The sequence below is a fragment of the Arthrobacter sp. GAS37 genome (assembly GCF_044908325.1).
Taxonomy (GTDB): Bacteria; Actinomycetota; Actinomycetes; order Actinomycetales; family Micrococcaceae; genus Arthrobacter; species Arthrobacter ramosus.
In genome coordinates this window covers 1-22902 of record NZ_JBIYDB010000041.1, presented here as the reverse complement: position 1 = coordinate 22902, position 22902 = coordinate 1, and the positions used below count along the sequence as shown (strand labels likewise).

Genomic DNA, 22902 nt, shown 5'->3' with positions numbered 1-22902 from the left:
GTAGACCGTTCCGGGGACCGTTGCGGGGGTTTCTGCGGGTCCTGGCCGCGGTGGTGGTTGCGGCGGGGATCCTTGCCGGTTCTGCCGGGCTCTCGTTCGCTGATGACAGCAAACCGGTCGCGCCGAATCCTGCCACGATCCCTGAGGTGAAGAAGCCGGCGATCGCCGCGGCCATCCGTGAGCAGGTCGCGAGCGACTATTGCGGAACCGAGGGCGGTGCCCTGAGCCAGGACGCCAAAGTGGATCCCAACAGTGACAAGTACCGCACCTGTCACGAGAAGCTGTTGTCGATCCTGCCCACCGGCTTCGATGCCATCTACCCCTACACCACGGTGAAAGCGTATGACACCGCCTGCATGGCCGGCCAACTCCTGGACGAGACGAACCAGCCGGACACCGGCTACGACTCCGCATGGTGTAACACGGCAGGCACGAACAAGGACCTGACTAAGAACGATCAGGCCTGGCGCGGGTTCTGGTCCAAGATCATCGGTGACGGCGGCCTTGGGGTGGTGGACTTCGTCGCCAACCCCAAAGACAGCACCGAAAAGCTGGCCAACGAATTGAAGACGGACTCGAACTCGGCGCTGGCTGCGGTGATCGATAACGCGTCCCGGGCCACTGATTTCGATCCGAACGCGGACTGGTTCCGCACCCAGTGGGCGGCATTCGGCGGGATCGGCATCATCGTGCTCGCGTTCATGACGATGCGCACGGTCCGGGACTACGGCGACGGGAAGATCACGGCCGAGGAAACCACCCACGCGATCGTCGGTTTCGGGCCGTTGGGGTTGTTGCTGGTGTTGTTCGGCCCGGCCCTGGGTCACTTCCTGAACACCCAGATCGCCGCTTTGGATGTGGGAGTCATCAAGTTCACCTCCGGGTCGTTCCTGAGCTTCGCGGACGCGACGGACTTCAACGGCTTCGCCTCCGGCGGGGTATTCGGCCCCGTGGCCGGGATCATCCTGTGGGGGCTGATGCTGCTCGGTGCCTGGTCGATCCTGGTGCTGTTCGTGCTCCAAAGCATCGCGTTGGGCATGATCGGCGCAGCCCTGGCCATCGGGCTCGGGTTCGTGGTCCATCCCTTGTGGCGCAAACGCGCCGTCAAAATGGGCACCACCTATCTCGGCATTGCCCTGTCCAAGCCGTTGCTGTTCCTGATCCTGGGATTCGTGATGGCCATGATCGGAGGCCAGGCCGCGGTAGTAGGCGGCGACAAGGACCCGCTGACCAACGCACTGAAAGTCCTCACGGTCGGGCTCGTCATGCTCACAGTCGGTTTCGCCCCGGCCACCCTGTTCAAATACATGCCGTTGCTGCCAGGCGGTGGTGATTCAATCCAACGCCACGGTTCCGGCATGGGCAGGGCAGCCGTGGGCGGCGCGGCCGGGGCCCTTATGAGCTCCAGGATGTTCAGGAACTCTTCCCGCACCGCCGGCGGCCGGCAAGGTGCCGGAAGTTCAGGCGGGACAGGTTCGGGCCGGTCCGGCGGGAGTACCGGCACCGGCACAGCGGGCGGCACAACCACCGGTGTGCAGAACGCCGCAGGCGGGGGTACCGGCAAGTCCGGCGGTGCTTCGACTCGTGGTGCAGGGAACACCGGCAAGGGGCAGAGCCAAAGCCAGGGTCAGGAAAAGCGCGGGCAAAGTGCTGCGCGGCAGGTCGCAGGCAAGGCAGGCACGGCTGTGGCCGGGACCTCGAAAGTCGCTGCCGGCGTCGCGTTGAAGGCCGCGCTGGCTGCAGCGAACACGGCCGCAAGTTCGGCCCGTTCCCAGGCCCAAGACCATGCCCCGTCCTTCGACTAAGAACTGACAAAGAAAACTGGAGAACACTTCTTATGGCACGAATGGCTGTCCTTGGCGGGGAACGCGGGAACCGTGGTTTGTTCGGCGGTTCCCGGTCCAGGCTTGAATGGGCCGGGATCGGCGTGTTCGTCCTGGCCGCTGTCCTGACCGCTGCTATCGGCAGGGCAGAGTGGTACATGCTGCTCGCCGGGTCTGTGCTGCTCTTGACCGGTTTCGCCGCGTTCACACCTTTCGCCCGGTTCGGTGAGCGGACCTGGGCTGCGCTGCGTCTGCAGACCTGGCACACGCGCCGGCGCCAGCGCAGAGGGACGAGCTCGTTTTTGAACCCGGTGACCGGGGACCCTGACTGGGTTCCGGGGCCGACGCTCAAGCGCATGGAGAAGGAAGAGCGGAAGGCCGCGAAGAAGGGGGACGCGTACCGGCCGGCCGACGCGCCTCTGGCCGTGGGCACCATGCGGTGGTTCGAAGTGCCCACCGGGCCGCGGTCCTCGGTGGTGGCGTTCAAGGACTCCACGCGCGCCCAGGGCGCCTACATCGTCATCGTCGAAACCACCGGGACCGGGTCCGGTATCACCGATGAGGACGGCTACGACGCACCTTATCTGGCCTTTGGTGCGTTGTTGTCCTTCCTGGCCGGCATGACGTCCCTGATCACCCACATCCAGCCCCTGACCCGGGCCCTGCCCATGGACGCGACCGATCACCTGTCCTGGATGGCTGGCCAGATCGGTCCGGGTGTGCCGGAGGTTCTGGTGGAGTCCTATGCCGAGCTCACCGAATCGGTGCAGGCCCAAGCGGACCAGCACCGCTCCTACTACGCGTTGCTGATCCCGGACACCCCTGCGCTGGAACGCAAAGCGGACCGGTACGGTCCAGGGGATGAGGGGATGGGCCAGGCAGTGTTGGACGAGCTGGCCAGGTTCGCCGGCAGGGCCAGCTCCACTTTCGGGATCCGGGGCCTGGGCGCTGTCCACGCGGCCGCGCTGTTCAGGTCATTGCAGGACCCGCGCTTTGACATCGATGACCTGGACGGGGCGGACCTGAAGACGTGCTGGCAAACCTTCGACGGGACCGAATCACAGGAGTACCTCCGTATCAACGCAGGACCCGTGAGCCGGTTCGGGTTCATCGCGAAGGAAGACTTCGAGGCAACAGCCCTGCCGGTGCAGATGTTCCAGCCGCTGATCAAGGACGTCAACCCCTCGGTCATCAGGACAGTAACGATCATCGACGAGCTCATGCCCGCGAAACAGGCCCGTGCCCGGGCCAGGGCGGATGTCACCACGGATACGGCCGGGGCCGATAAGAGCGCCGGGGTCGTCACCGACGGCAGCGAGGAAGTTCTGCTGGGGGCATCCAGGCAACGGTTGCAGGACCTGCGCCCCGGGACAGGTTTCCACGGCCTGGGCTACGGCATGTACCTCTCCATCACCGCCGACAGCCCCGCCGAGCTCATGGCCGCGTCCGACGTCGTCGACGCCGCGTGCTCGGACAGCGGCATCGAACACATCACCTGGCTCGACGGCCGCCACGATCTGGCGTTCATCACCTGCCTGCCCCTGGCCCGCGGCCTGCGCCGCTAAAAGACAAAGGAAAACCCAACACCCATGAACACGACCCCGAACGCCCCCCAAACGACAGACACCGCTGAGGAGGAGCCGTATACCCCGCCGCGCAGGGAACGCCGTAAAGCCGGCTCCGGCCCCACGAACCGGACCGGAACACAACGGAAGCCCGCCGAACAGCCGGCAGCCGGAATTGACTGGGCCGCGCACCGGGCAACGTCCTGGTATGGCGGTCCACGGCAGGCTACTGCGAACAAGCTGGGCTTCTACGACCCGGCGACCGAACCGATCCCGTCCTCGACCCGGCAAGGGGAGGCCACCTACCTGGCTGTCGCGTCCGCGCCGACCTCGTATAAGGGCCTGCTCGTCGGGGTCGACGCCGATACGGGCTGGATGGTCGCCCATGACCCTTTCACCGGCTACAAGCTGGGCATCACCCAGTCCCCGAACGTGTGTTTCATCGGGGACCTGGGCAAGGGCAAGTCCTCGATGATGAAGTGCTGGGGTGTGTTGCGTGCCCTGGTCCTGGGACACCGGGTGGTCCAGATCGACAAGAAACCACAGCTGCAGGCCGACGGGAGCATCCGGGGAGAGTACACCGAGCTCGGAAACAAGCTTGGCGCCTCGATTGTCCGGTTCGCCCTGGACGGGACCGGGACGAGGATCAACATCCTGGACCCGGCCATCGCCGTGCGCATCGAAGGAAACATCGAGGCCGGCAAACCGCCGGGACAGTCCCAGCTGCTGCGCGCCATTCTGGGTGAGGCTCTGGGCCGGCCCATCAAGCCCAAGGAGGGCAAGGCCCTGCGGATGGCGCACGAGTCCGCCCTGAACCGGGCAAAGGCAGAGGGCCGTGTGGCGGTCATCGGGGACATCGTGCACTTCCTCTGGTTCCCCGAAGAGTCCGTCACCGCCGTGGCAGGGTTGACGGTCAAGGAAGCCCGCAAGTGGGGCATTGACCCTGCCGCGGAACTGGAACGCCTCATCGAGGACGACCTCGCCGGGCTCATCGACGGACCCACCTCGGAGAACATCTCCCTGAACTCAGGACTGACCATCTTCGACGTCTCGGCCCTGCCCGAAGACGGGCCCGCCCTGGGCATCGTGATGATGATCATCAGCACCTGGCTGACCAACACCCTGATGTCCCAGAAGAACCTCGTCCCGACGCACTTCAACGTCGAGGAAGCCTGGCACCTGGTCGAAGGCTCCTTCGCGAAGGTGAACCTGCGCAACATGAAAGTAAGCCGCGGCCTGTCGCTCTCGTGCAAGTTCGCTTTCCATCACCCCTCGGACCTTCCCGCCAAGTCCCCGGCGCGGGCCATCATGAAGGAATGCGGGACCGTGTTCCTGTACGGGCAGCAGGACGACGATGATGCCCGGGACACTGCAAGGATTTTCAGCCTGCCCAAGGGCACACACAAGATCATCAAGAAACTTGGCCAGGGTGTCTGCCTGCTCAAGATCGGAACCCAGCCTCCCCTGATGGTCACGCACATCCGTTCCAACCTCGAAATCGAACTGACCAACACCGACGGGGCCATGACGTCGGCCGCGACCATCGCTATGGACGGGACAGACACCACCGTCAGCTTTGAGGACGGGTCGGACACCACGATCACCTTTAAGGAGGAAGCGGCATGAAGAAAGCCATCACGAACGGGGCACTGGCCCTGGCATGGAAAAGCCTCATCTGGGTCTGGGTAGCAGGGGCTATCGTCGGGGTCCTCACGGGCTGGAACATCGGCCAAGCCATCGCAGGCGGAAAGGCCGAGTGGAATCCATTCGCCCTGGCCGGAGGTCTCCTGGCCGGATCCCTGGCCTGGGGGTTGCCGGCCACGATCTTCGCCGTGGTATTCGCTGTGGCAGTCAGTGCCGGGGCCGGGGCCCTGTTCTGGGTGTTGCCCCCGGTCGAAGACAAGGACGCCCCGGAGGAACCCAAGGCACGGGAAGGCCTGGCCGGCCACGATGACCTGGCCCCCCGCGTCGGCAAGGAAGCCGCGGTCGCGACAGCCCGCCAGTCCCTGACCCTGCCCGAGAACGTGGAAGAAGACGACGTCGTGACCACCCTGTGCACCCTGGACGGGGAACCGGTCTACTTCCAGCACGAGGACTCCATGTGGGTGTTCGCGCCCCAACGCTCGGGCAAGACGCTCTGGCTCGCGGTCGGGATCCTCATCGACGCCCCCGGCGCGGTGATCGCCACCAGCACCAAAATCGACCTGTTCCTCCTGACCGCACTGATGCGCTCCGGGACGCTGGAGGCTCCGCGGCCCGTGCTGGTCTTTGACCTCCAAGGCATCTCCGGCTGGCCCAAAGAACTCCGGTGGGACCCGATCGCCGGGTGCAAGGACCCTGACGAGGCAATGGCCCGCGGCAAAGCATGGGCCGGCGCCCAACCGATGGGGGACGTGAAGAACGGGGACTGGTTCAACTCCAAAGCCTCCGCGGTCCTGGCCCGCTACCTGCACGCAGCCGCGCTCGAGGGCAAAACGATGAACGAGGTCCTGGACTGGGCCAACGACTTCACCGACACCGAGCCGCTGGAAATCCTGCAACGACACTCGCCCGGATTCGCCAAGCGCCTGGCTAAACTCATCGACTCCCGGGCCGGGGAAACCATCGACTCCGTGCAGGAAACCCTGCTCGGGCTACTTGAACCCCTTTACTCGCCCAAGGCCATGGAAACCCTCACCCCCGGTCCCGGGGCCGGCTTCGACGTCGAAGAGTTCCTGGACGCCCGGGGCACCCTGTATCTGCTGACCGACGGCGAAGAGTCACCGGTCGCACCCATCGTGACCATGTTCGCGGACCATTTGTTCCGTAAGGCCCAGAAGATCTCCCAGTCCCGGCCCGGCGGCCGGCTCTGGCCGCCTTTGACCATGGTCCTGGACGAAGCACCGAACACGGCCGCGTTCCCCAACATGGCGTCGGCCCTCTCGGACTCCGGAGGCCGCGGGATTCGCATCATCGGTTTCTCCCAGTCCTTCGCACAGAACAGGGGCCGGTGGGGAGAGACCCCGGCCGAAATGATCCGAGGCACTTCTTCGGTACGCATGATTCTCCCCGGGTTGGAAGAACACAGGGAACTGGACCGGGTCGCCGCAGCCGCCGGGGTGCGCATGGTGGAACGAAAGTCACGTTCGGTCACGGACGGGAAAGAGACCATCACCTACCGGGAGGAGGAAGTACCGGTGATCCGCGGCTCCGAAATCCAGCAGATGAAGAGAGGAGAAGCGTTCATGCACCACACCAACCTTCCACCGACCATCGTTGACCTCATCCCTTACTGGGAACGTCCTGACGGGGAAGAAATCAAAGCACGCAAGAAGGTCCTGGAGGAATACCTGCTCAGCGGCAACGTCGCCGAACAGAACATCCCGCAGTACGCCCAAACCACCGAAGAGGAATCCGCAACATGAGCGACAACCAGCACCACGAGAACGCCGTCGATGTCCAGGAGCCAGCCACGGAACCAGCACACGCCCACGAACCGCAAGACCGACCGGAAGAGAACAGCCCCGCCCAGCAGGGGAGCCTTCATCCTTCCCTGGAGGAGCTCGTCCTCGAGCACGAAAACCAGCTTGTGGACCTGGGGAACCTGGTGGACGATGCCAGGAAGGAAAGCGCTGAACAGTTCGGCCTGTTCGGGAAGGCCATCGGCGACATCACCGAAGCGGTCCAGAAGCTCAACGAACGGCCCAAAGCCTCCGAACCGGATGAATGGAACACCAAACACCTGGCCGGGGAGGCTACCGGGGAACTGCTGGACAAGGTCCGGGAGTGGGTGGACTGGTACAACGGCCGCTACGGGACAGCCGAAATCATCCGTATCCGCCCCTGCTGGTACATGCACCCACCCGTGGTCGAGGAAATCACCGCGCTCTGGGTCGCCTGGCGGGCCGCGTACTACGGGCACAACAAACCCGACACTGCCCCCACGTACTGGCACTCCGCCTACCTGTGGCCGACCATCAAACGCATCCACTCCGAGCCCTGGGGAATGAAGGACTGCACCCCCGCCCACAAACACCCGCGCCCCGTCCACAGCTCATCCACCGACTCCGGCTACCCCGCACTGCGCGTAGCACTGAGCACCCGCACGGAGGCCCCGGTCATCCCCTGGCCCGGATACAAGGACCGCGACATCCACAAAGATCATGCCCCGGCCACGTCGCCGCTGCCCGTTCAGCACCCGGCAACCTGGGGTGCCCGATGAACCTGGCACAAAGCAGGCAGGCACAGCCTATCCAGGGCATGCGGTTCCAGAACGGCTATCAGGGGCCCGAACGGACACCGTTCCTGCTCATCCGCCCGGAGGGCACGCCACCCGCAGTTCGGACCGGTTCGCTGTTCTCAGGTGCGACGGTCTGCGCGCACTTCGAGGTCCGTGGCCTGCACCGCATCACCAAGGAACAATCCCTGCTGGCCCCGCCCGAAGCAACCGGCTGGTCCTGGACGAAGAAGGCTGGCACGAAATTCGGTCTGCTGGACGCCAAGGCCCGTCTGGTCGCGGCTTTCGACCTTCAAACAGCCTTCGACCGGGCATGGCACCATCAAGCAACCCTGACGGGACGGATCCTTGTCTACATCGGTGATGACCTTGTACCCGAGAACGGGAAACCCGTCCCCGTACAGCTCATGGAAGCCCAGGCGGCCGGTTCCCTCGTGGCCGGGATCGTAACGAAGGGCTGAGGTTCTTCGGTGTTCCTCGATACGACGCGCACAGGAAACACCCAGCTTGGAGATCTAGTATCCGGCTATCGTTTGTCATTTCGTTTTTGGGGAGATTTCATGGTCATCGATTCGTCCACTTGGGTCATTGCGTTCATTGCCGGAGCTGTTTTCATGGTGCTCGGCATCATTCAGCCTGGCCTCCAGTTGGACCGGCGGGAATTCGGTACCAAGAAGTACATGGCGATCGAGGCCGTCGCGTTCCTTTGGATGTTCATTGGCACGTTTTTGGGCGTTATGTGGCTGATTATGGCCTGGGCACTGGACTACAGTGCCGGGATCCGAGGAGGTCAGCTACTGACCGAAAGCGGCTTGAACACCGTCTTGTCTGGGTCCCTTGTTTTTGTCGCCGTTGCCTTGATCCTTCAGTGGTCGCGGCTCTTCGCAGCTTCGCGCAAGCAGCTGCGTGTTGCCCAATAGCATCCAGCGGCCAGCTCATCGGGAGAACGAAGGGTGACCGAAGTCCTGCCGCCCAGACATAACCGTCCGTGGATCCACGAGGACTACGACCGGACATTCGAAGCTCTTCGGCAGGGCCTCTCTGACGACGACATAGCCGACCACGTCGGCCGCAAAAAGTCAGCGGTTGCGAGGCGGCTCCGAGACTTGATCCGGCACGTTTCCGAGCACCAGAGACCACCGTTCCGGGCAAAGGCTCTCGAATCTTTTCGGGGCATCCTTGAAGAGGACCCTGGATTTCCTTGGGAGGAAAAAGCCCGGGACTTCCATCGCAGCACGGGCCGTCCTTGGTGGGTGCCAGGCGCCGAGGACATTTTGCGAACCGCATGGGAATCCGGTGACCAAACCATGCACGAGCTGACCCGAACGCTCTGCGTCCGCGAGGACCACATAGCCGATTGGATGGTAAGAACCGGATCCGCCAGCAACACGATCGAAGTCGTGGAGCGCCTTGGTTGCCTCCCAGGAGGACGCCTCGAAGCGAATGCACGGATTGCACGGGACAAAGCTTCGATGTTGATCTGGGTGTTGATCCTCACCGAACAAAGGATCGGTGTTGTCCACACCTCACTCCACCACGACAAGGAGAGCGCCAGCCATGAGCTGGATAGCCTGCTCCCGCCGGACGACGCACCCCTGAACTACCGAAGCCCGCACCGCTGGATGATCGCCGAACGCATCGTCGGCGAAGGACATATCCGTTCCACGAAAAGCGGTTCATTCTTCCCCCAGGCGGATCCGGAATAGTCATCTGCCGTGGCCGAGCCCCCGTATCTACATGATGCGGCCCGAAAGCCCCGGACGTGGAAACAAATACGCGATCGTCAGACGCTGGCAGCCAGAAGCGACAGGTACCTGCACCTGCGGACAACCACCGAAGACCGATAGGGGAATAGTGAGCGCGATAATCGTTCCGGGGACACCGGAGCTGGAAGAACACCTTGATGCCGCCCGACAGGCCGCCCACGAAGTACGCGGCATAGCCCGAAAGTCAGACCGGAGGACCGTGAAACAACGGAAGTGTCCATGCTCGCCCTGCACCTTCTACAGTCGTCCCTGGTCCTGATCAACACGCTGATGCTCCAAACCATCCTCGAAGATCCGGAATTCCACGACATGCTAACCCCCGAAGACCGCCGAGGCCTTACTCCGTTGTTCTGGACCCATATCAACCCCTACGGACGCTTTACCCTCGACATGAGCACCCACCTTGACTTCGCCGGCTCCAGCAACACCCAGGTGCTCAGCGGTGCCTAACCGGGAATCTCATCAAACGATCCTTTGCTCGGACATTGACCCCAGTGTGCCTCGATCCTGCCGTTTCTCAGAAAGTCCCTGTCGAACCCGGGATTTTCGAAAGCCCTCCTGTCTCAGCAATGTGTCTCACGCTGATATTCTCATAAACAATGAAAAGTATCCTTTGGCGAGACAGGACGGGAGGGAGACCCGCATGACGCTCCTCGGATATGCCCGCGTGAGTTCGGCCGGGCAGGACACGGCCTTGCAGATCCGGGACTTGGAGGCCGCAGGGTGCGAACGCATCTACCGGGACCAGGGAATCAGCGGCACCCGGGATAGCCGCCCGGAATTGGACAGGATGCTCGATCGTCTCAGCCGGGGGGACGAGGTTGTGGTGTGGAAGCTGGACAGGCTCGGACGCAACACCCGCCATCTGCTTGAGTTGTTGGACGATTTCAAGGCCCGCGGAGTCAAGTTCCGTTCGCTGCGCGATGGTATCGCCACGGACCCGGATACCGAGCTCGGCGCAGCCATGGCCCAGGCCATGGTCACCATCATCTCCGCCTTCGCCCAGCTCGAGCGCGACCAGCTCTCCGAGCGGACCCGGGCAGGCATGGCGGCAGCCGCCGTTAACGGCCGCAAAGCAGGACGACGCGAGATCACCGCCGACCACGGCAAGGTCAAACGCGCCCACGAGCTAAAGGCCCAAGGCCTCAAGCCCGCCGACATCGGAAAGATCATCGAAGCCAGCCGCGCCACCGTCTACCGGTACCTGAGCATGGAAGACGCCCGATGAGGAGCCCCGGCACAGGCGCCGACTCCTCGAGCACCTCCCCGCGAATCTGCGGCCAATCCCGGAGTCTCTGGACTCCCTGGAACGCGGGCAGCCCCCGGTAATACTGTTTGTTTGTCAGCCGCAGAGGCCCGGACCAGCCATACTCCTACGCCAGAACACCAACGATCGAGCTGCACGACATCGTCGTGGCCAGGGAGCTCCGAGGCAAAAGACTGGGGACTGCGGCCCTGATCGAGCTGTGCATGTACGCGGACCTCCACGGCCTGCCCATCGAAGGGATGCTCGAACCAGACCCCGGAGAGCCCGACGAAACAGTAGCAACCGTATCCCGATGGTACGCAAGCATGGGCTTCACCCAAGGCGAACGAAAACCACGCCAATGGCTGCGCGGGGGGCAACATTTGCCGCTCTCCCCGCAAGTAGCAGTAACCCTACAATGTCGACTCTGCGGGCGAACCGGTAGCCTCAACCATGGAGCTGACCGCGCTGTCGCCCTAATGTTAATTAGGAGGCGGTAGCTCAGTCCTTCGTTCAATGTGCTGCCGGACTGGCCTCCGGGGAGGCACAGCATGAGGTCGACAGGAGCCTTGCGTCGAAAGCGCCGTGCGTGATCCGCTTTTCATCCGCTCGCGCTCGGACAACGTCCTCGTCGATCCCCTCATGCCGGGCAAGCGCCCCCGCGACCTCTCGAAGGTCGGCCAGTTCTTCGATGAGCGCTTCGCGGGAAGCGGCCTGAGCGACTTCGAGAGCCTCTTCCCTCACCTTGTCCCGCAACGCGCGTCCAAATTCCGAGTCATCGAGGACGCGTGTCGGAATCTGTCCTCCGTCTCGGGCAACGACTTCTGGTATCCGGTCTCGGACTAACTTTCCCATCTTGAGATGATACGGGAACGGCACGGCTGTGCAGAAGCACGTCGTTTGACCCAATTCTGAATGGATACACAGAGTTGAGCGGGGTGTTTGAGCCAGACCCTGGCGAGCTGTCGCCGATGGCGACCAAGTTTCCTTCCCCGCAGCGCGCGGGATCGAGAAATTTCGAGAACGTCGAGGAAGTAGGAGCGGAACATTTCCCTGTATATTCTTCGACCTCTTCTATGCATCGGTTAGCATTCAGGTGGGCTTCTCAACTTTCGAGGAGTCGAGCATCCGAGGCCACGGGTGACCCGCGGTCCGAAAATGCGTGATCGCGTATTCATTGATGCATGGAGGGAGGGCAGTGAGCATGACCGAAGATCAGAAGTCAGTCATTGAGGAGATTCTTCTCGAGGACGACGCCGCATGCGGCGCCGAAGTGATGTAATGACTACCCAAATTAGGCCCCGTCGCGGGTTGATTTCATCAGCGGCGGGGCCTAATCATTTTTAGACGGAGCCGTCCATTCATGGAACTCGACGAAATTAAGTCTTATGGCGAGCAAATAGTCACTGCCGGGCTGGGCCTGTATGCGGAATCTTCTTTTCAATCAAAAGTAGTTATCGGACCCAAACGAGCGGGAACTATCTGGGCAGAAAGCCGGCTGGGCGCGGCAGCAAGGATCCTTGGAAGCACGGTACGTGAGGTCGCGTTCGGCCTTCAACCTGTCGGTGGCGTCGGGGAACTAGTTGGCATCGCTTCCAGATACCTCGCGACTTTGCCCGCAGGCCACCATCGGTTGAGTCCTCATCAGGTTCCGACAGTTCCTGAAGAAGCTCACCTTCATCAGATGAACGAAATCGTTCTCGCCCAAGAAGCTCAAAAGATGCGCGCAGATGTACGGATCATCGTCGAGCACAACCTTGGAACTACTTTGCAGACGGTCTTTGATTCGGTTCATGAAACCGACCACTCCTACCGGCGCGCTTCGGTGGTTGCCATTGATAAAGCGTCCGGAAGACAATTCGCCCGGACCTCAGTCGTCGACGTCACGGACGGGAAGACTCCATTCCCTGCGGCTCAGCTCATTGAGATGGGAAGGAAGCTCGAAGAGCGCGTCGGTGCGCTGGCGTCTCGGCCTAAAGTACCCCCCGGTTTGTACATGTGTCGCTTTGACTCCTCTGCTGCTGCAACTTTGACCCACGAAGTCTTCGGCCATCTCCTCGAAGCCGACAACATCAGAATTGCCCAGGATCACCTTGAGACTGGCTCAAAGATCGCCCCCGGGTTCATCAACATCCGAGACGATGGGCAGGACCAAGATCCGTGGGTTCGGGCCGCGTATGACGACCTAGGCAACCAGACGAGGTCCACGGAGCTAATTTGCGGCGGTGAAGTGCACAACTTCCTCGGCGCATCGGATAGTCAGGCGAACCACCGCCGTGAGCATGCCGACCAGAAGGCTATGCCTCGAATGCGCAGCATCAAACTCACTTCAAGCCTCACGACAGATCTGGATTTGGGCATGCACAAACAGCCTGTCCTTCGAATAAAGGAGATCCTGTCGGCGATGTTCCTCCCGCGCACGGGGACATTTTTACTTGAGTTGGGCGAGTCCATCCTTGTTGATGGTGACAGAGCGACCCAATTTTCAGGAGGCAGAGTTCGGTCCTCCGCGCTTGAGCTCTTGTGCCATATAGTTACAGTCGGGTCGAGTTCTGCGTCCTCGGCTCCTGAATACTGCTTTAAGAAAGAACAGAAGTTGCGAACCCTCTCCTCCTCACCCGAGCTCCTCATCGCCGCTGTTCCGGTTGTGAATCAGTGACGGCGGCCACACACCCGGCGGCTCTTGGCAGGGTTATTGAGCCAATGGACTCGATTCGTCTTGAGGGACTCGTCAGAGAGCTAGAAGGTCGCGTTTCCTTTGACGGCTTCGAATTGGTTGTCGTATCAGGGGGCACGCTGTCCGGGCTGAGGCATGCCTATTCGGATCTGGATCTCTATGCTGTCCCGAAGGCGGGGAATACCGTCGAGAGCTCGTTGCACCAGATCTCCGGGATAGTCGTCCAGTTGAATGTGATCTCTCGGGATAGTTTCGACCAAATCATCGAGACATACCGTTCGTTCCGCATAAGCACCATTGATAAATCTCAGATACATGATCACCTGAGGTGGCAAAAACTTGGCTCCCGTTTTGTCACCGGCGTCAAAGTCCATTCGACGGACCGGGGTGCTTCTGAGTTCAACCAGATAAGCAGGGACGCCTACCGTCACCTTGTGATGACCTGCAGCTCGATCCAGATGGGACGGATGCTGGAGGACGCTCTGGGAGGACTCAGAAGTTCCGATCTTTTGATCGCAGACCGAGCAGCGGACATCGCTCTTGCAGAAGGATTATCTGTCGTCTTGGCTGGCGTTGGAGAGCTCCATTATGGTGAAAGTCTTCTTTGGCGCAGGGTCTTCACGCATCCGGCTTTAAGCCATTTGGGTCATGAGTTATACGCCATGACTCGAATAACGAGCACTAACATGAGTGAGAGTTCGCAACTTATCCGATCAATTGTCGCACGCTGCAGCACGGCATCGTTCCTGGCAAGCAAATTGGTCCTTGATGCTTGGGAGGTCGAAGCTGAGCGCGTAGACGTCGACCTGAGCACTGTGATGGGTGACGGCGTACAGCGAAGCCCATTCGTTCACATCTTGCGGCTCAGCGACGCCATGTCATTGACCGGTCTTGACAAGGCGTACAGAACCAACATTGGCACAGCGAACGCTTGGCTTCAGGCGGACGGCCGAACGCGTCTGCCTGAATCGGTCGAGGAGCAGTTCTTAAGACGTGGTTTGCTTGTCAACCTGGACGAGTTCTGGCGCTGAGCTAGGCAAAGTCATCAGTTCCGTTCTTGTGGGCCTTTCGCACTTGGTTCCAGTAGAGAGCAGCACCGACGAGACCCCATCCGAGGCCTACGATCAATTCCAGCCAGAGGGATCCTGACCACCCGGGTTCCCCGGCCAGGATCCCTCTCGCGGCCTGAAGCCCGTTCGTCGCTGGAAGCACTTTACCTATTACGGAGAGCATCGGAAGGTCAGTGTTCGGAACAATAAGACCTCCTGCAACGATGATGAGGTAGACAGCCCCGTTCGAGACCACTACATCTGCTCGTTTGCCAAGCACTGGAGACGCGAGGGCCAGCCCAGCGAGTCCTGATGTGATGGAAACCAGCAAGAGAATCGGAAAGAGCGGAAGCAACTTCGGTATAAGCTCCGCGTTGCCCGTGACTGCGCCGGCGACAACCCAACTTATACAACCCACGAACAGCCCTTCGACAACGTACGGGATTGCTCTTAGGTATATAAGTGCGACGGGAGAAACAGCGGAGGTTCGGAGGCGATAGAAGGTTCCTTGCCACTTCTCATCCGCAGGCACATCCGAAATCTGGATCACCGTTGATAGCAAAATTGCGATAGCCACGCTTCCTACAAACGAATACTCGGAATCTGCTGATTGCAACGTCACCGACCCTAGCAAGGTGAAGAACACGACTTGCATAGTGGCCCTGGGCAGAGTCGTGGTCAGCGTGATAACTAGCGGGTTTGCGCGCAGATAGGCAGAAAAGCCATTCAGCACAACTTCAAGGAAGATACCCCCACTAAGCAAGATCTAGGTCACCTCGCTGAGTCGCTCCCACGAGTTTGGTCCTGAAGACCAGCGCCCCAAGCAGTCCGCAGCCAACGGTCAACGCCATGGCGATGCCGGCACTGGCCCAGTCGGTCCCGTTCGAACTCGAAACGGAACTCGCAAGGAACTGCTTGATCCAGTGAAGGTTGATAAGTAAGGGGATCCAGCGGAGGAAGTTCGGCAGAGCATCGATTGGAACGAGGAGCCCTCCAAAAATGATGATCGGATACATCAGTGCCGACGAAATATGGAGCGCGTATCTGGACACAACGAATAGAGGGCAGAGTAAAAGGCCCATTCCAATGCCACCTATGACGGTCAAAAAAAACCCTACAACGACCCCGACCCAGTCGTTCACCGTGATCGTCACATGCATGAGGATCAGAGTTCCGCAGGTTGCGACGGTCACAGTGGCGATGCTGAATACCGATGCGCCTAGGGTTCGACCCACCAGCATCAGCAAAGGATCGCGGGTGCCCAGCAAGGTACGGATCAGGGTTCCCTGGCGACGGTCGCGCCGTAAAATTCCCGATGCTCCCCATACCGTGGATGACCAGAATGATGTCAAGACGACGCCGAGCACCAAATTTGTTGAGTGAGTCGGATCAACTCCTCGCTGTGACATCAATACGAGCAGCAGCGTAATTGGCTGAACCATCCCTGTCACCAGCATTGCACCACCACTTCTACTCTCCGCAATCTGAATCGTCGCACCAGCTGCCAACAGCGAGAGCCCTGAACGCACTTGCACCGGGGATATCACTTGTTCTCCCGCCTTTCCAGTGCAGCGAAGGCGTCATCCAGGGTAGAAGACCGCACAGTCACTCGCTCTGGGTCAATCAGATTCAGCTCATAGGCAAGATCCTCGAATGTAGAAGCGTTCCAAGAACTAACAGTTACATTCGCACGCAGAGGATTTCGAGGATGAACCTGAACATGGCGAAGCGAATTGGCTCGATCCAATGGACGCTTAAGGGCGAGTTCAACTATGGCCTCGTAACCAGCCAGCGAAGCGAAGTGCTTGGTCGGAAGATCAGCGACGATCCGGCCGGCCTCAAGCATGATCACCCGCGTCGCCAAGCTCTCTACATCCAGTAGATGATGGCTTGTCAGGAGAACCGTAACGCCGGATTCATTCATTGCTCTGATTGATTCGCGGAGTCTACGCGCTTCAGTCGGATCCAGCCCAACTGTGGGCTCATCGAGCAGCAGAAGCCGGGGACTCTTCAATAAGCCGATAGCAATATGGAGACGCTGTCGCATGCCTTTTGAATATGTCTCGACCCTTCTATCGGCGTGTTCGGTAAGACCAACGGTGTCCAACATTGCCGGGATCGCGGACTTTGCCGCTGCGGTGGGTAGGCCATCGATGGCACCGAAGAAGCGCAAGTTCTGACGCCCGGTAAGGCGATTGTAAAGTCCCCGGTCGCCACCGAGAATCGTGCTTGAAAGGCGTCTAACGGCGAGTGAATCCGACTGCACGTCATGACCAAAAATTTGGGCTCTCCCGCCTGAGGGAAGCAATAACGTCGAGAGGATCTTGGTCAAGGTGGTCTTACCTGCTCCATTTGCCCCAAGGATAGCAACTGCTTCCCCCTCGGCAACCGAAAAGCTCACGCCATCCAGGGCGGTGCGACGTGACCCTCCGGTACCGAACGTTCGTAACAGGTCACTGACCAGAATCGCGTCGACGGACATGTGTCTCCTAGACAGGTAACAGAAGTGGTGGAGAGGCAGGATGAACTATTTGCCACACAACAATAGCCAAACACGCCATTTGTGATCAGTCTCTAGAGTATGCCAAGACGCTTTATAATTGTTTGTAGAGGTCGTAAAGCGCCTTACATGGAATTGACGGCTGCGTCAAAACTACTGAGAGGCCTCACGTGGTACTGCGATCGACTTCAGTTACCCAGCATAGTTATGTAGCCGCGATTGACCCGGGCACACACACGATGCCTCCTCAACGACTCTCGCGATACCTGGAAATGAAGATACACAGCGCTCTGCTGGCGTCTAGCTGGAAGCACATTCGGGTTGAAGGCGGGTACGAGCGCGCGGCGCTCATCTCCACGACTGAAAAGTCGGACAAGATGTTCAATTGGCAACGACCAACCGCGATCTCCACAAGTCATGAACTTGTCCTCAAGTGTTTCCCTGGAAAGGACTACGTCCTCCACTACGGACTGATCGTAGCAACCTACCTAGCCATGACTGGACGGAATGACGAACACGTTTCGATGATGATTCCCCGCAGCGATGCTGCGGCTGAAGCGCTGCGTGCCATCGACTTCGAGGCAGGGGATGTCGACCTCACAGTTGTCGGTTGGGGTCTGCCTGCGTTTACAGGACCCAACGGTTGGTCGTCCGGCAATGGGTTCATGTGGAAGAAGGACATGCTGGGTAAGCACCGGGTGCTATTCGTTGGGTTCTTGCATTCGATATGGGGAGATGTGGCAGGAAGCGCGGTCACGCGCCTCGCTGAGTGCGGGGCGAAACGTGTGGTCTATGTCGGAAAAGTCGGATCGCTGGATCCTGCCGTGGAACCCAACAAGCATCTCGCAACTGGCTCGACGACAGTGCTCGAAGGTGAGACGTTGGAATGGGATGACTTCTTTGCAGGTGTTCCCCACTCGTCGAACACCATCAGTGGCCTGCACGTGTCTTCCCCCTCCATCTTGTTAGAGACGAAGCCCTGGCTTAATGGACTTGATCGCGGCGACTTCGTAGACCCCGAAATTGGCCATATGGGCCGCGCTGCCGCCCGCGCAAACATCGAGTACGGTTATCTGCATGTAATTTCCAATAACCTCGCGCGGGAACGCGACGAGGATCTTTCAAACGAACGTCGCGCCGCAATCGTGGACAAACGGAAGGTTCTCCTTGACCAAATCAGAGACACTATCATCTCCACGCTCGATCGCCGCGCCCCCTGAACGGGCGGCGGCCGAAATTCGGGCTGGAGGGTTGCTCATCTCCTTCGAGGGGACAGACGGAGCCGGGAAGTCGACAACTGCACGAGCTCTCGAGGGCCGTCTCAAGGAAATGAAAGTCAGTTGCATTCGGGTTGATAAATGGTTTGCCCAGGTCGGCTTGAATGAGGACCTTGCCAAGCATGTTGAGACACTGAACTCGTTGATATTTGGGCGTCCTCGTTCAGTTGCTTCGAACCTGAGCGATGAGTATTGGTTCCATGCGCTGGCCTCTTGGCATAGGCTCGTCGATGATCTTATCGTGCAGCCGGCTCTCCAGCGCGGTGACGTTGTTATCTTAGACAACTCTTACCACAAGGTTGTCGCTCGGTACCTCGTCGCCGCTTCTCTTCCCGAGAATATTGTGCTCGGGAGCTTCGAAAAGCTTTCCGAACCAACACTTACAGTCCTCCTCGATGTCCCTCCCGAAATCGCGCTTGAACGTAAGGGGGGGTTTACACCTGTTGAAAGCGGACGAAACGGCGATAAGCCGTCTGATTTTGTTGGTTTTCAGAGTCAGGTCTCTGCGCAACTTCGGCTGTTTGCCGGCGCGCGCAAATGGCTTCAGTTCGACACATCATTGCTCGGCACCGAGGAAATTGTCACAATGATTCTGGAAAACAGCCAAGTCAAAAATATTATCGGATCTCGTAGAGGGTGACTACGATGGAAACAAGCCGTTTTGCCGAACCGGACTCCGGCAACTATTCGGATATCTGCACGTTCTGCAATGAACTCTCCGGGGCACAATCGCCCTTGATTGACCTAGGTCTCGCCAATGGCCCGAAAGATTACATACTTTACGAGAATGAGAACTTTGTTGCGGTTCCGTGTCTCGGTCCTCTCACTGACTGGTATGTACTGGTCGTGGCCCGACGCCACACTCTCTCGTCAGGATGGATGTCGGATCTAGAGCGAGACGATTTGCGTAAGACCATCCGAGAAGTTTCCAGACTCCTCAAGTCAACAAGTGGTTCCGAGGTCGTTGTTTTCGAACACGGAAGTTATGACTTCCGCAACAAGGGTGGCTCGTGTCAAGATCACGCTCATATTCACCTTGTCGCTACAAACCAGGATGTCGCTGAACTCATCGAAATCGTCGAACGCCATGTCCGTTTGACACCCGTAGAGGATTGGCTGAATGCTGCCGCCAACGCTGTTCAGCAAAAGCGGAGTTCTTACCTTGCAATCGAAACAGCGGGCGGTTCTTATCTTGCTCCCGCGACGGGAGCGCCGTCTCAATTTTTCCGACGTTCTCTGTGTGAATGGCTCGGAACGGACGCAGACGGATGGGACTGGTTGGCTTACCCAAATGTCGAGCGGCTTGCCAATATGATCAATACCAGACTCTCAGCTCAAGGCACGTAATCAATGTGGTCATGTGCCCTTGGATCCATGGATCTAGATCCTGGGGTTTGGGGCAACAAATCCTCACTCCTTGGCATTGCGAGTGCATTGCCGGGAATCGCGGTGCCGCCTGCGTGGTGCATTCTTCCTGACTCAATTCGGCCAGCAGGCAGGAAACAGCTTAAGGAATCGATCGACTCGTGGCTCAAGTTGTATCGACCCCAGACGGTGATAGTTCGATCATCGGAGCATGGTGAAGACTCGCTCGACGACTCGCGGGCGGGCCTCAGCATTACGATCACTGATTGCGCTCCTGACGCTGTATTTCTCGTGGACACGGTGTACAGAATGACCTCCAAGGCACTAGCAAGCGTCATGGTTCAGGCTCAGGTTTCAGGTCAGTGGTCCGGTGTCGCGATGGGCGTTGGCAACAGATTCACGTTCGAAGCGGCTCGTGCCCCTCGAGCAGTTACAGATGGTCGGACAGTCGAAGTACGTGGGGACGTGTCGGGGGAATCCACACGGTGCCAAGGTGCATCCGCGGTTGAATTTCCTACTACCGACGTCTGTAATGCGCTCGAGTACTCACTCTCGAGACTCGATGACGCGCTGGGTCTCGACCGCGATCTCGATATTGAGTGGGTCTGGTCCGACGGCGCTCTATACCTCGTTCAAGTTCGGCCAGTCACAAGGCGATTGTGGATCTAGACAAGTCTGTTGCAGTCCAGTTATTCGAGCATCATGGGCTCGAGACTCACCCGGCGAAAGTCTTTAGCAGGGTCGAGGCAGCGAGAGCGCATTTGCTGTCGGCGTGTACGCATGATCGAGTTGTCGTGAGGACATTTGCGGCTTTGACCATGCGGCTAAATCTGCCTCGTCTCGTTGGAGTTTCGCCTCAGGAAGCCGCGGAGTGGCTAACGCGGCATGCGCAAGGTCTGGGCGTAATTGTTCAACCCTTCGATCCAGTCCTGTCATCTGCCGAACTCGTTGTCGACAGCATCAACTTCCAACTCGAGATCATCCCAGGCATCTGGGAGCTGGACAATCGGAGCCAGCCGGCTCGAATATTTGGTGCCCTTCTCTCTCCGGCAAGCTGGGTGATAGAGCACGGTAAGCAAGCCTCCCTCGCGCGTTTTGCTCTCCCAGGAGGGCTTTCGGATGTGCGTCGAGCAAGTCCTGACAGTGTGACTATTGCACGATACTCGAGCTGGCTAACGTCGCATGTTGCTGCTATTCAATCTATAAGATCGAAACTGGCCTTCGCAGCCGTGGGGTTGAAACTGCACTGCACCATTTCCTACGGAATTAGCCCTCAGAACCTTCGGCTCGCCGAGCGTGTCGGCGCAAATGGGGAACCTGATGCAGGGTCGCAGTCGGGAGAGTGGAAGCGAATCCACAAAGGAAACCTCGACGAGATATCCGATGACACTGCGATTCTTCTTGACGTATCCGTAGCTCGTGAAGACGCTACGAAGCTCCGCATGATTGCCGCGGAGCTCCAAGAAAGAGGTGTTCGAACTGTGGCGATTGATTCTGGCCAGCTGAGTCACCTAGCGATTATTCTTCGCGAAGCTGGACTCCGCGTAGTACGAAAGCAGGCTCAGCCTTCATTGGTAGGGTCAGAAGAGCATCGCCGGACCCGTCCCACCGCCTTCGGCTGAATCCTCGAGGTCGGTGTCGATTTCTCGTCCAATCAACGCAGAGAGATCCACCACGTAATCCCCCGCTCCGGAAGCAAAATGCGTATGGATAAGGGCGGTCGGTCCCTGAACGCTAAGCACTTCCCAATCGTAGATGAAATCAGGTTCGATGCCTCCAAACGGAAGTCGGTATTGGCCCGGTCGTGGGTTTATTAGGGCGTTCGAGCGAGCGCGCCACTTCTCACTAATAGACTGACCCCAGATCAAAGCGCTTGATGCGCGGACGCGTTCGGCTGTCGACGCGCAGATCGACTCGAGTTCGATAAGCGGGCGAGGATTCACCCACGCTTGTGCTTTACGGACTGACGAAAACCCCTGCGATACACGTGTACTTGAGCTCACTTGATCCTCAAGTTCACGCACAAGATATCCGTCGGCTACAACCCCCACAAAATCGGCGCAAACGGCGCCCTGCTCGGCCAATCTTCGAGTCTTGCGCGATTGAGCTGCAGTGCCGACTTTTACATCTCCGTCGGCAAACACGGCAACGTAGAGCCAGTGGGGTTGCGCCATATACTCGGCAACCCGATGCGGCACCTTCCCTCCCAAATGAGCCGCGTGGAGGTACTTGGACTCGTCAACGTTGGCACATGCCTCACACTGCTTACCTCGGCTTTGCTTGCTGATCGACGGGCATGGCTGTAACACGAACTCAAGTTCACTTGTGAGGATGTAGCGTCCAACGCAGAAACGGTGATGTGAGAAGCGGAATCGGATGCGAGCTTTTTCTAAGCCTAGACTTGACGACTGTCGGGAACGTACGTCGTACGTCAGTAAGCGGCCTTCTGAGTCGTTATACTGAATCGCCTGAATAATGGACGTCACCATGTGATCCTAGCAAGGCCTGCTGACACCATGGCCGACACGGTAATACTGAGGGGACTAATGCCGACCGCGAGTATGAACGAACTCTATGGCGAGGCGATTAGATCGGAATCTCGCAAGCAGACGGGCCGAGGTACGACGAACGTCTCAGGCGCGACGGCTAACAGGAGAACCCTCACATGTGGCGATTCGATCACAGTGGAGATAACCACACGGTCAGACGGCTGCGGAATCGAGTCAGTCACTTGGGATGGTGAAGGGTGCAGCGTGATGCTTGCATCGGCCTCGATGATGTCAGAGCACGTATCAGGTGGGAGTTTGATCGAGATGCGCGAATCCGTCGGGCGGTTGAGGCGGATCGTGACTGAAAAGAACACGCCAGTCCTTACCAGGAGACCCTACGAAGCGGCGTTAGGCTCAGTGCAACTCTTTCCCAACCGCCGGAGATGTGCCATGCTCCCATGGGAAGCGCTTGAAGCTGCAGCAGAGCTGACCGAGTCCTGATCTTGTCAGCTTCTGTCTGATCGAGAAGCTGCGGCGGCTGAGGTCAGGGTGATCTTGTCAGCTCAGAGTGAGGACAAAGGCCTTTCCAGTCCCGGGGCAGGTCACGGATACCGATAGTACGCGCTGGGCAGTCCGAGTAGCCCGCTGGGCGGCTGGGGGGGCTGGACATTGACGGCTGAACCCGACAATGAGAATTCCGGTCATGGTTGAATGCCGTTCCGTTCCCACGTCAGAAGTAGGGACTGAACAGCCGTTAGCGCTAAGCACTTTGGGTGCGTGCCGGCGTCAGGAACCTGTCCAACTTGGCGGCTCAGGACACCTATAGGAGAACCAGGTTTCCCGTGAGTTCAGCCGGACTGAAGTGTTCTGAGCGGGAACTCACGGCATTTCGGGCCAGGATGGAAGGCTTCACGGTGGGTTCGCGGACC

21 protein-coding genes and 1 pseudogene are annotated in these 22902 nt (G+C 59.4%); 17 read left to right on the top strand and 5 right to left on the bottom strand.

Annotated features, from left to right (window positions below; translation table 11 throughout):
• Window positions 1–20 precede the first annotated feature (20 nt).
• The 11 genes and pseudogenes from ABH924_RS21255 (at window position 21) to ABH924_RS21205 (ending at window position 11116) form a co-directional block, all read left to right on the top strand.
• Window positions 21–1805 carry a hypothetical protein gene (locus ABH924_RS21255; RefSeq protein WP_404501994.1) on the top strand — a complete coding sequence of 595 codons (1785 nt, stop codon included), beginning with the start codon at window positions 21–23 and terminating at the stop codon, window positions 1803–1805.
• A gap of 32 nt (window positions 1806–1837) precedes the next feature.
• Complete coding sequence (locus ABH924_RS21250; protein WP_404501992.1) at window positions 1838–3388, top strand: DUF2892 domain-containing protein; 1551 nt, start codon at window positions 1838–1840, stop codon at window positions 3386–3388.
• A gap of 24 nt (window positions 3389–3412) precedes the next feature.
• A complete protein-coding gene (locus ABH924_RS21245; RefSeq protein WP_404501990.1) occupies window positions 3413–5014 on the top strand; it encodes an ATP/GTP-binding protein in 1602 nt (533 codons plus the stop codon).
• Window positions 5011–6792 carry a type IV secretory system conjugative DNA transfer family protein gene (locus ABH924_RS21240; RefSeq protein WP_404501988.1) on the top strand — a complete coding sequence of 594 codons (1782 nt, stop codon included), beginning with the start codon at window positions 5011–5013 and terminating at the stop codon, window positions 6790–6792. Before ABH924_RS21245 ends, ABH924_RS21240 begins: the two co-directional genes overlap by 4 nt.
• Entirely contained in the window at window positions 6789–7589 is an 801-nt protein-coding gene (locus tag ABH924_RS21235; protein ID WP_404501986.1) for a DUF4913 domain-containing protein, read from the top strand. The genes ABH924_RS21240 and ABH924_RS21235 overlap by 4 nt, the downstream gene beginning before the upstream one ends.
• Window positions 7586–8065 carry a hypothetical protein gene (locus ABH924_RS21230; protein WP_404501984.1) on the top strand — a complete coding sequence of 160 codons (480 nt, stop codon included), beginning with the start codon at window positions 7586–7588 and terminating at the stop codon, window positions 8063–8065. Before ABH924_RS21235 ends, ABH924_RS21230 begins: the two co-directional genes overlap by 4 nt.
• A gap of 99 nt (window positions 8066–8164) precedes the next feature.
• A complete protein-coding gene (locus tag ABH924_RS21225; protein WP_404501982.1) occupies window positions 8165–8524 on the top strand; it encodes a hypothetical protein in 360 nt (119 codons plus the stop codon).
• Between the two features lie 33 nt (window positions 8525–8557).
• Entirely contained in the window at window positions 8558–9310 is a 753-nt protein-coding gene (locus ABH924_RS21220; RefSeq protein WP_404501980.1) for a hypothetical protein, read from the top strand.
• 246 nt (window positions 9311–9556) lie between these two features.
• Window positions 9557–9820: pseudogene (locus ABH924_RS21215) on the top strand (Tn3 family transposase); the annotation flags it as partial.
• A gap of 193 nt (window positions 9821–10013) precedes the next feature.
• Complete coding sequence (locus tag ABH924_RS21210) at window positions 10014–10598, top strand: recombinase family protein (protein WP_404501978.1); 585 nt, start codon at window positions 10014–10016, stop codon at window positions 10596–10598.
• A 107-nt stretch (window positions 10599–10705) separates the two neighbouring features.
• Window positions 10706–11116 (top strand): GNAT family N-acetyltransferase, encoded by a 411-nt coding sequence (locus ABH924_RS21205; RefSeq protein WP_404501976.1) that lies wholly within the window; start codon window positions 10706–10708, stop codon window positions 11114–11116.
• A 13-nt stretch (window positions 11117–11129) separates the two neighbouring features.
• On the opposite strand, the gene ABH924_RS21200 is transcribed toward ABH924_RS21205, so the two are convergent.
• Complete coding sequence (locus ABH924_RS21200) at window positions 11130–11471, bottom strand: phosphoribosyl-ATP pyrophosphohydrolase (protein ID WP_404501974.1); 342 nt, start codon at window positions 11469–11471, stop codon at window positions 11130–11132.
• A gap of 508 nt (window positions 11472–11979) precedes the next feature.
• On the opposite strand from ABH924_RS21200, the gene ABH924_RS21195 reads away from it, so the two are divergent.
• Both ABH924_RS21195 and ABH924_RS21190 read left to right on the top strand, forming a co-directional pair.
• Window positions 11980–13275, top strand: coding sequence for a metallopeptidase TldD-related protein (locus ABH924_RS21195; protein ID WP_404501972.1), 1296 nt, complete (start codon window positions 11980–11982; stop codon window positions 13273–13275).
• Window positions 13276–13319: 44 nt separating this feature from the next.
• Entirely contained in the window at window positions 13320–14324 is a 1005-nt protein-coding gene (locus ABH924_RS21190) for a hypothetical protein (protein WP_404501970.1), read from the top strand.
• A gap of 1 nt (window position 14325) precedes the next feature.
• Here the strand turns inward: ABH924_RS21190 and ABH924_RS21185 are convergent, their stop codons facing one another.
• From ABH924_RS21185 to ABH924_RS21175, 3 genes are read right to left on the bottom strand one after another with little or no spacing between them, the layout of a single operon-like run.
• Window positions 14326–15075 (bottom strand): ABC transporter permease, encoded by a 750-nt coding sequence (locus ABH924_RS21185; protein WP_404502033.1) that lies wholly within the window; start codon window positions 15073–15075, stop codon window positions 14326–14328.
• Between the two features lie 22 nt (window positions 15076–15097).
• Window positions 15098–15889, bottom strand: a complete 792-nt coding sequence (locus ABH924_RS21180) for an ABC transporter permease (protein ID WP_404501968.1) — start codon at window positions 15887–15889, stop codon at window positions 15098–15100.
• The gene (locus ABH924_RS21175) at window positions 15886–16824 is read right to left on the bottom strand and encodes an ABC transporter ATP-binding protein (protein WP_404501966.1); all 939 of its coding nucleotides are present in this window, start codon (window positions 16822–16824) and stop codon (window positions 15886–15888) included. The genes ABH924_RS21180 and ABH924_RS21175 overlap by 4 nt, the downstream gene beginning before the upstream one ends.
• 290 nt (window positions 16825–17114) lie before the next feature.
• On the opposite strand from ABH924_RS21175, the gene ABH924_RS21170 reads away from it, so the two are divergent.
• Genes ABH924_RS21170 through ABH924_RS21160 form a run of 3 tightly spaced genes read left to right on the top strand, consistent with a single transcriptional unit; the run spans window position 17115 to window position 19466 of the window.
• The gene (locus tag ABH924_RS21170) at window positions 17115–18062 is read left to right on the top strand and encodes a hypothetical protein (RefSeq protein WP_404501964.1); all 948 of its coding nucleotides are present in this window, start codon (window positions 17115–17117) and stop codon (window positions 18060–18062) included.
• A complete protein-coding gene (locus ABH924_RS21165) occupies window positions 18010–18759 on the top strand; it encodes a dTMP kinase (protein ID WP_404501962.1) in 750 nt (249 codons plus the stop codon). The genes ABH924_RS21170 and ABH924_RS21165 overlap by 53 nt, the downstream gene beginning before the upstream one ends.
• A gap of 5 nt (window positions 18760–18764) precedes the next feature.
• Window positions 18765–19466, top strand: coding sequence for an HIT family protein (locus ABH924_RS21160; protein WP_404501960.1), 702 nt, complete (start codon window positions 18765–18767; stop codon window positions 19464–19466).
• 1598 nt (window positions 19467–21064) lie between these two features.
• Here ABH924_RS21160 and ABH924_RS21155 read toward each other — a convergent pair.
• Window positions 21065–21973, bottom strand: a complete 909-nt coding sequence (locus ABH924_RS21155) for a DUF2797 domain-containing protein (RefSeq protein ID WP_404501958.1) — start codon at window positions 21971–21973, stop codon at window positions 21065–21067.
• A gap of 27 nt (window positions 21974–22000) precedes the next feature.
• Here ABH924_RS21155 and ABH924_RS21150 point away from each other — a divergent pair, with 27 nt between their 5' ends.
• Entirely contained in the window at window positions 22001–22474 is a 474-nt protein-coding gene (locus ABH924_RS21150; RefSeq protein WP_404501957.1) for an iron-sulfur cluster assembly scaffold protein, read from the top strand.
• Window positions 22475–22902: the final 428 nt, after the last annotated feature.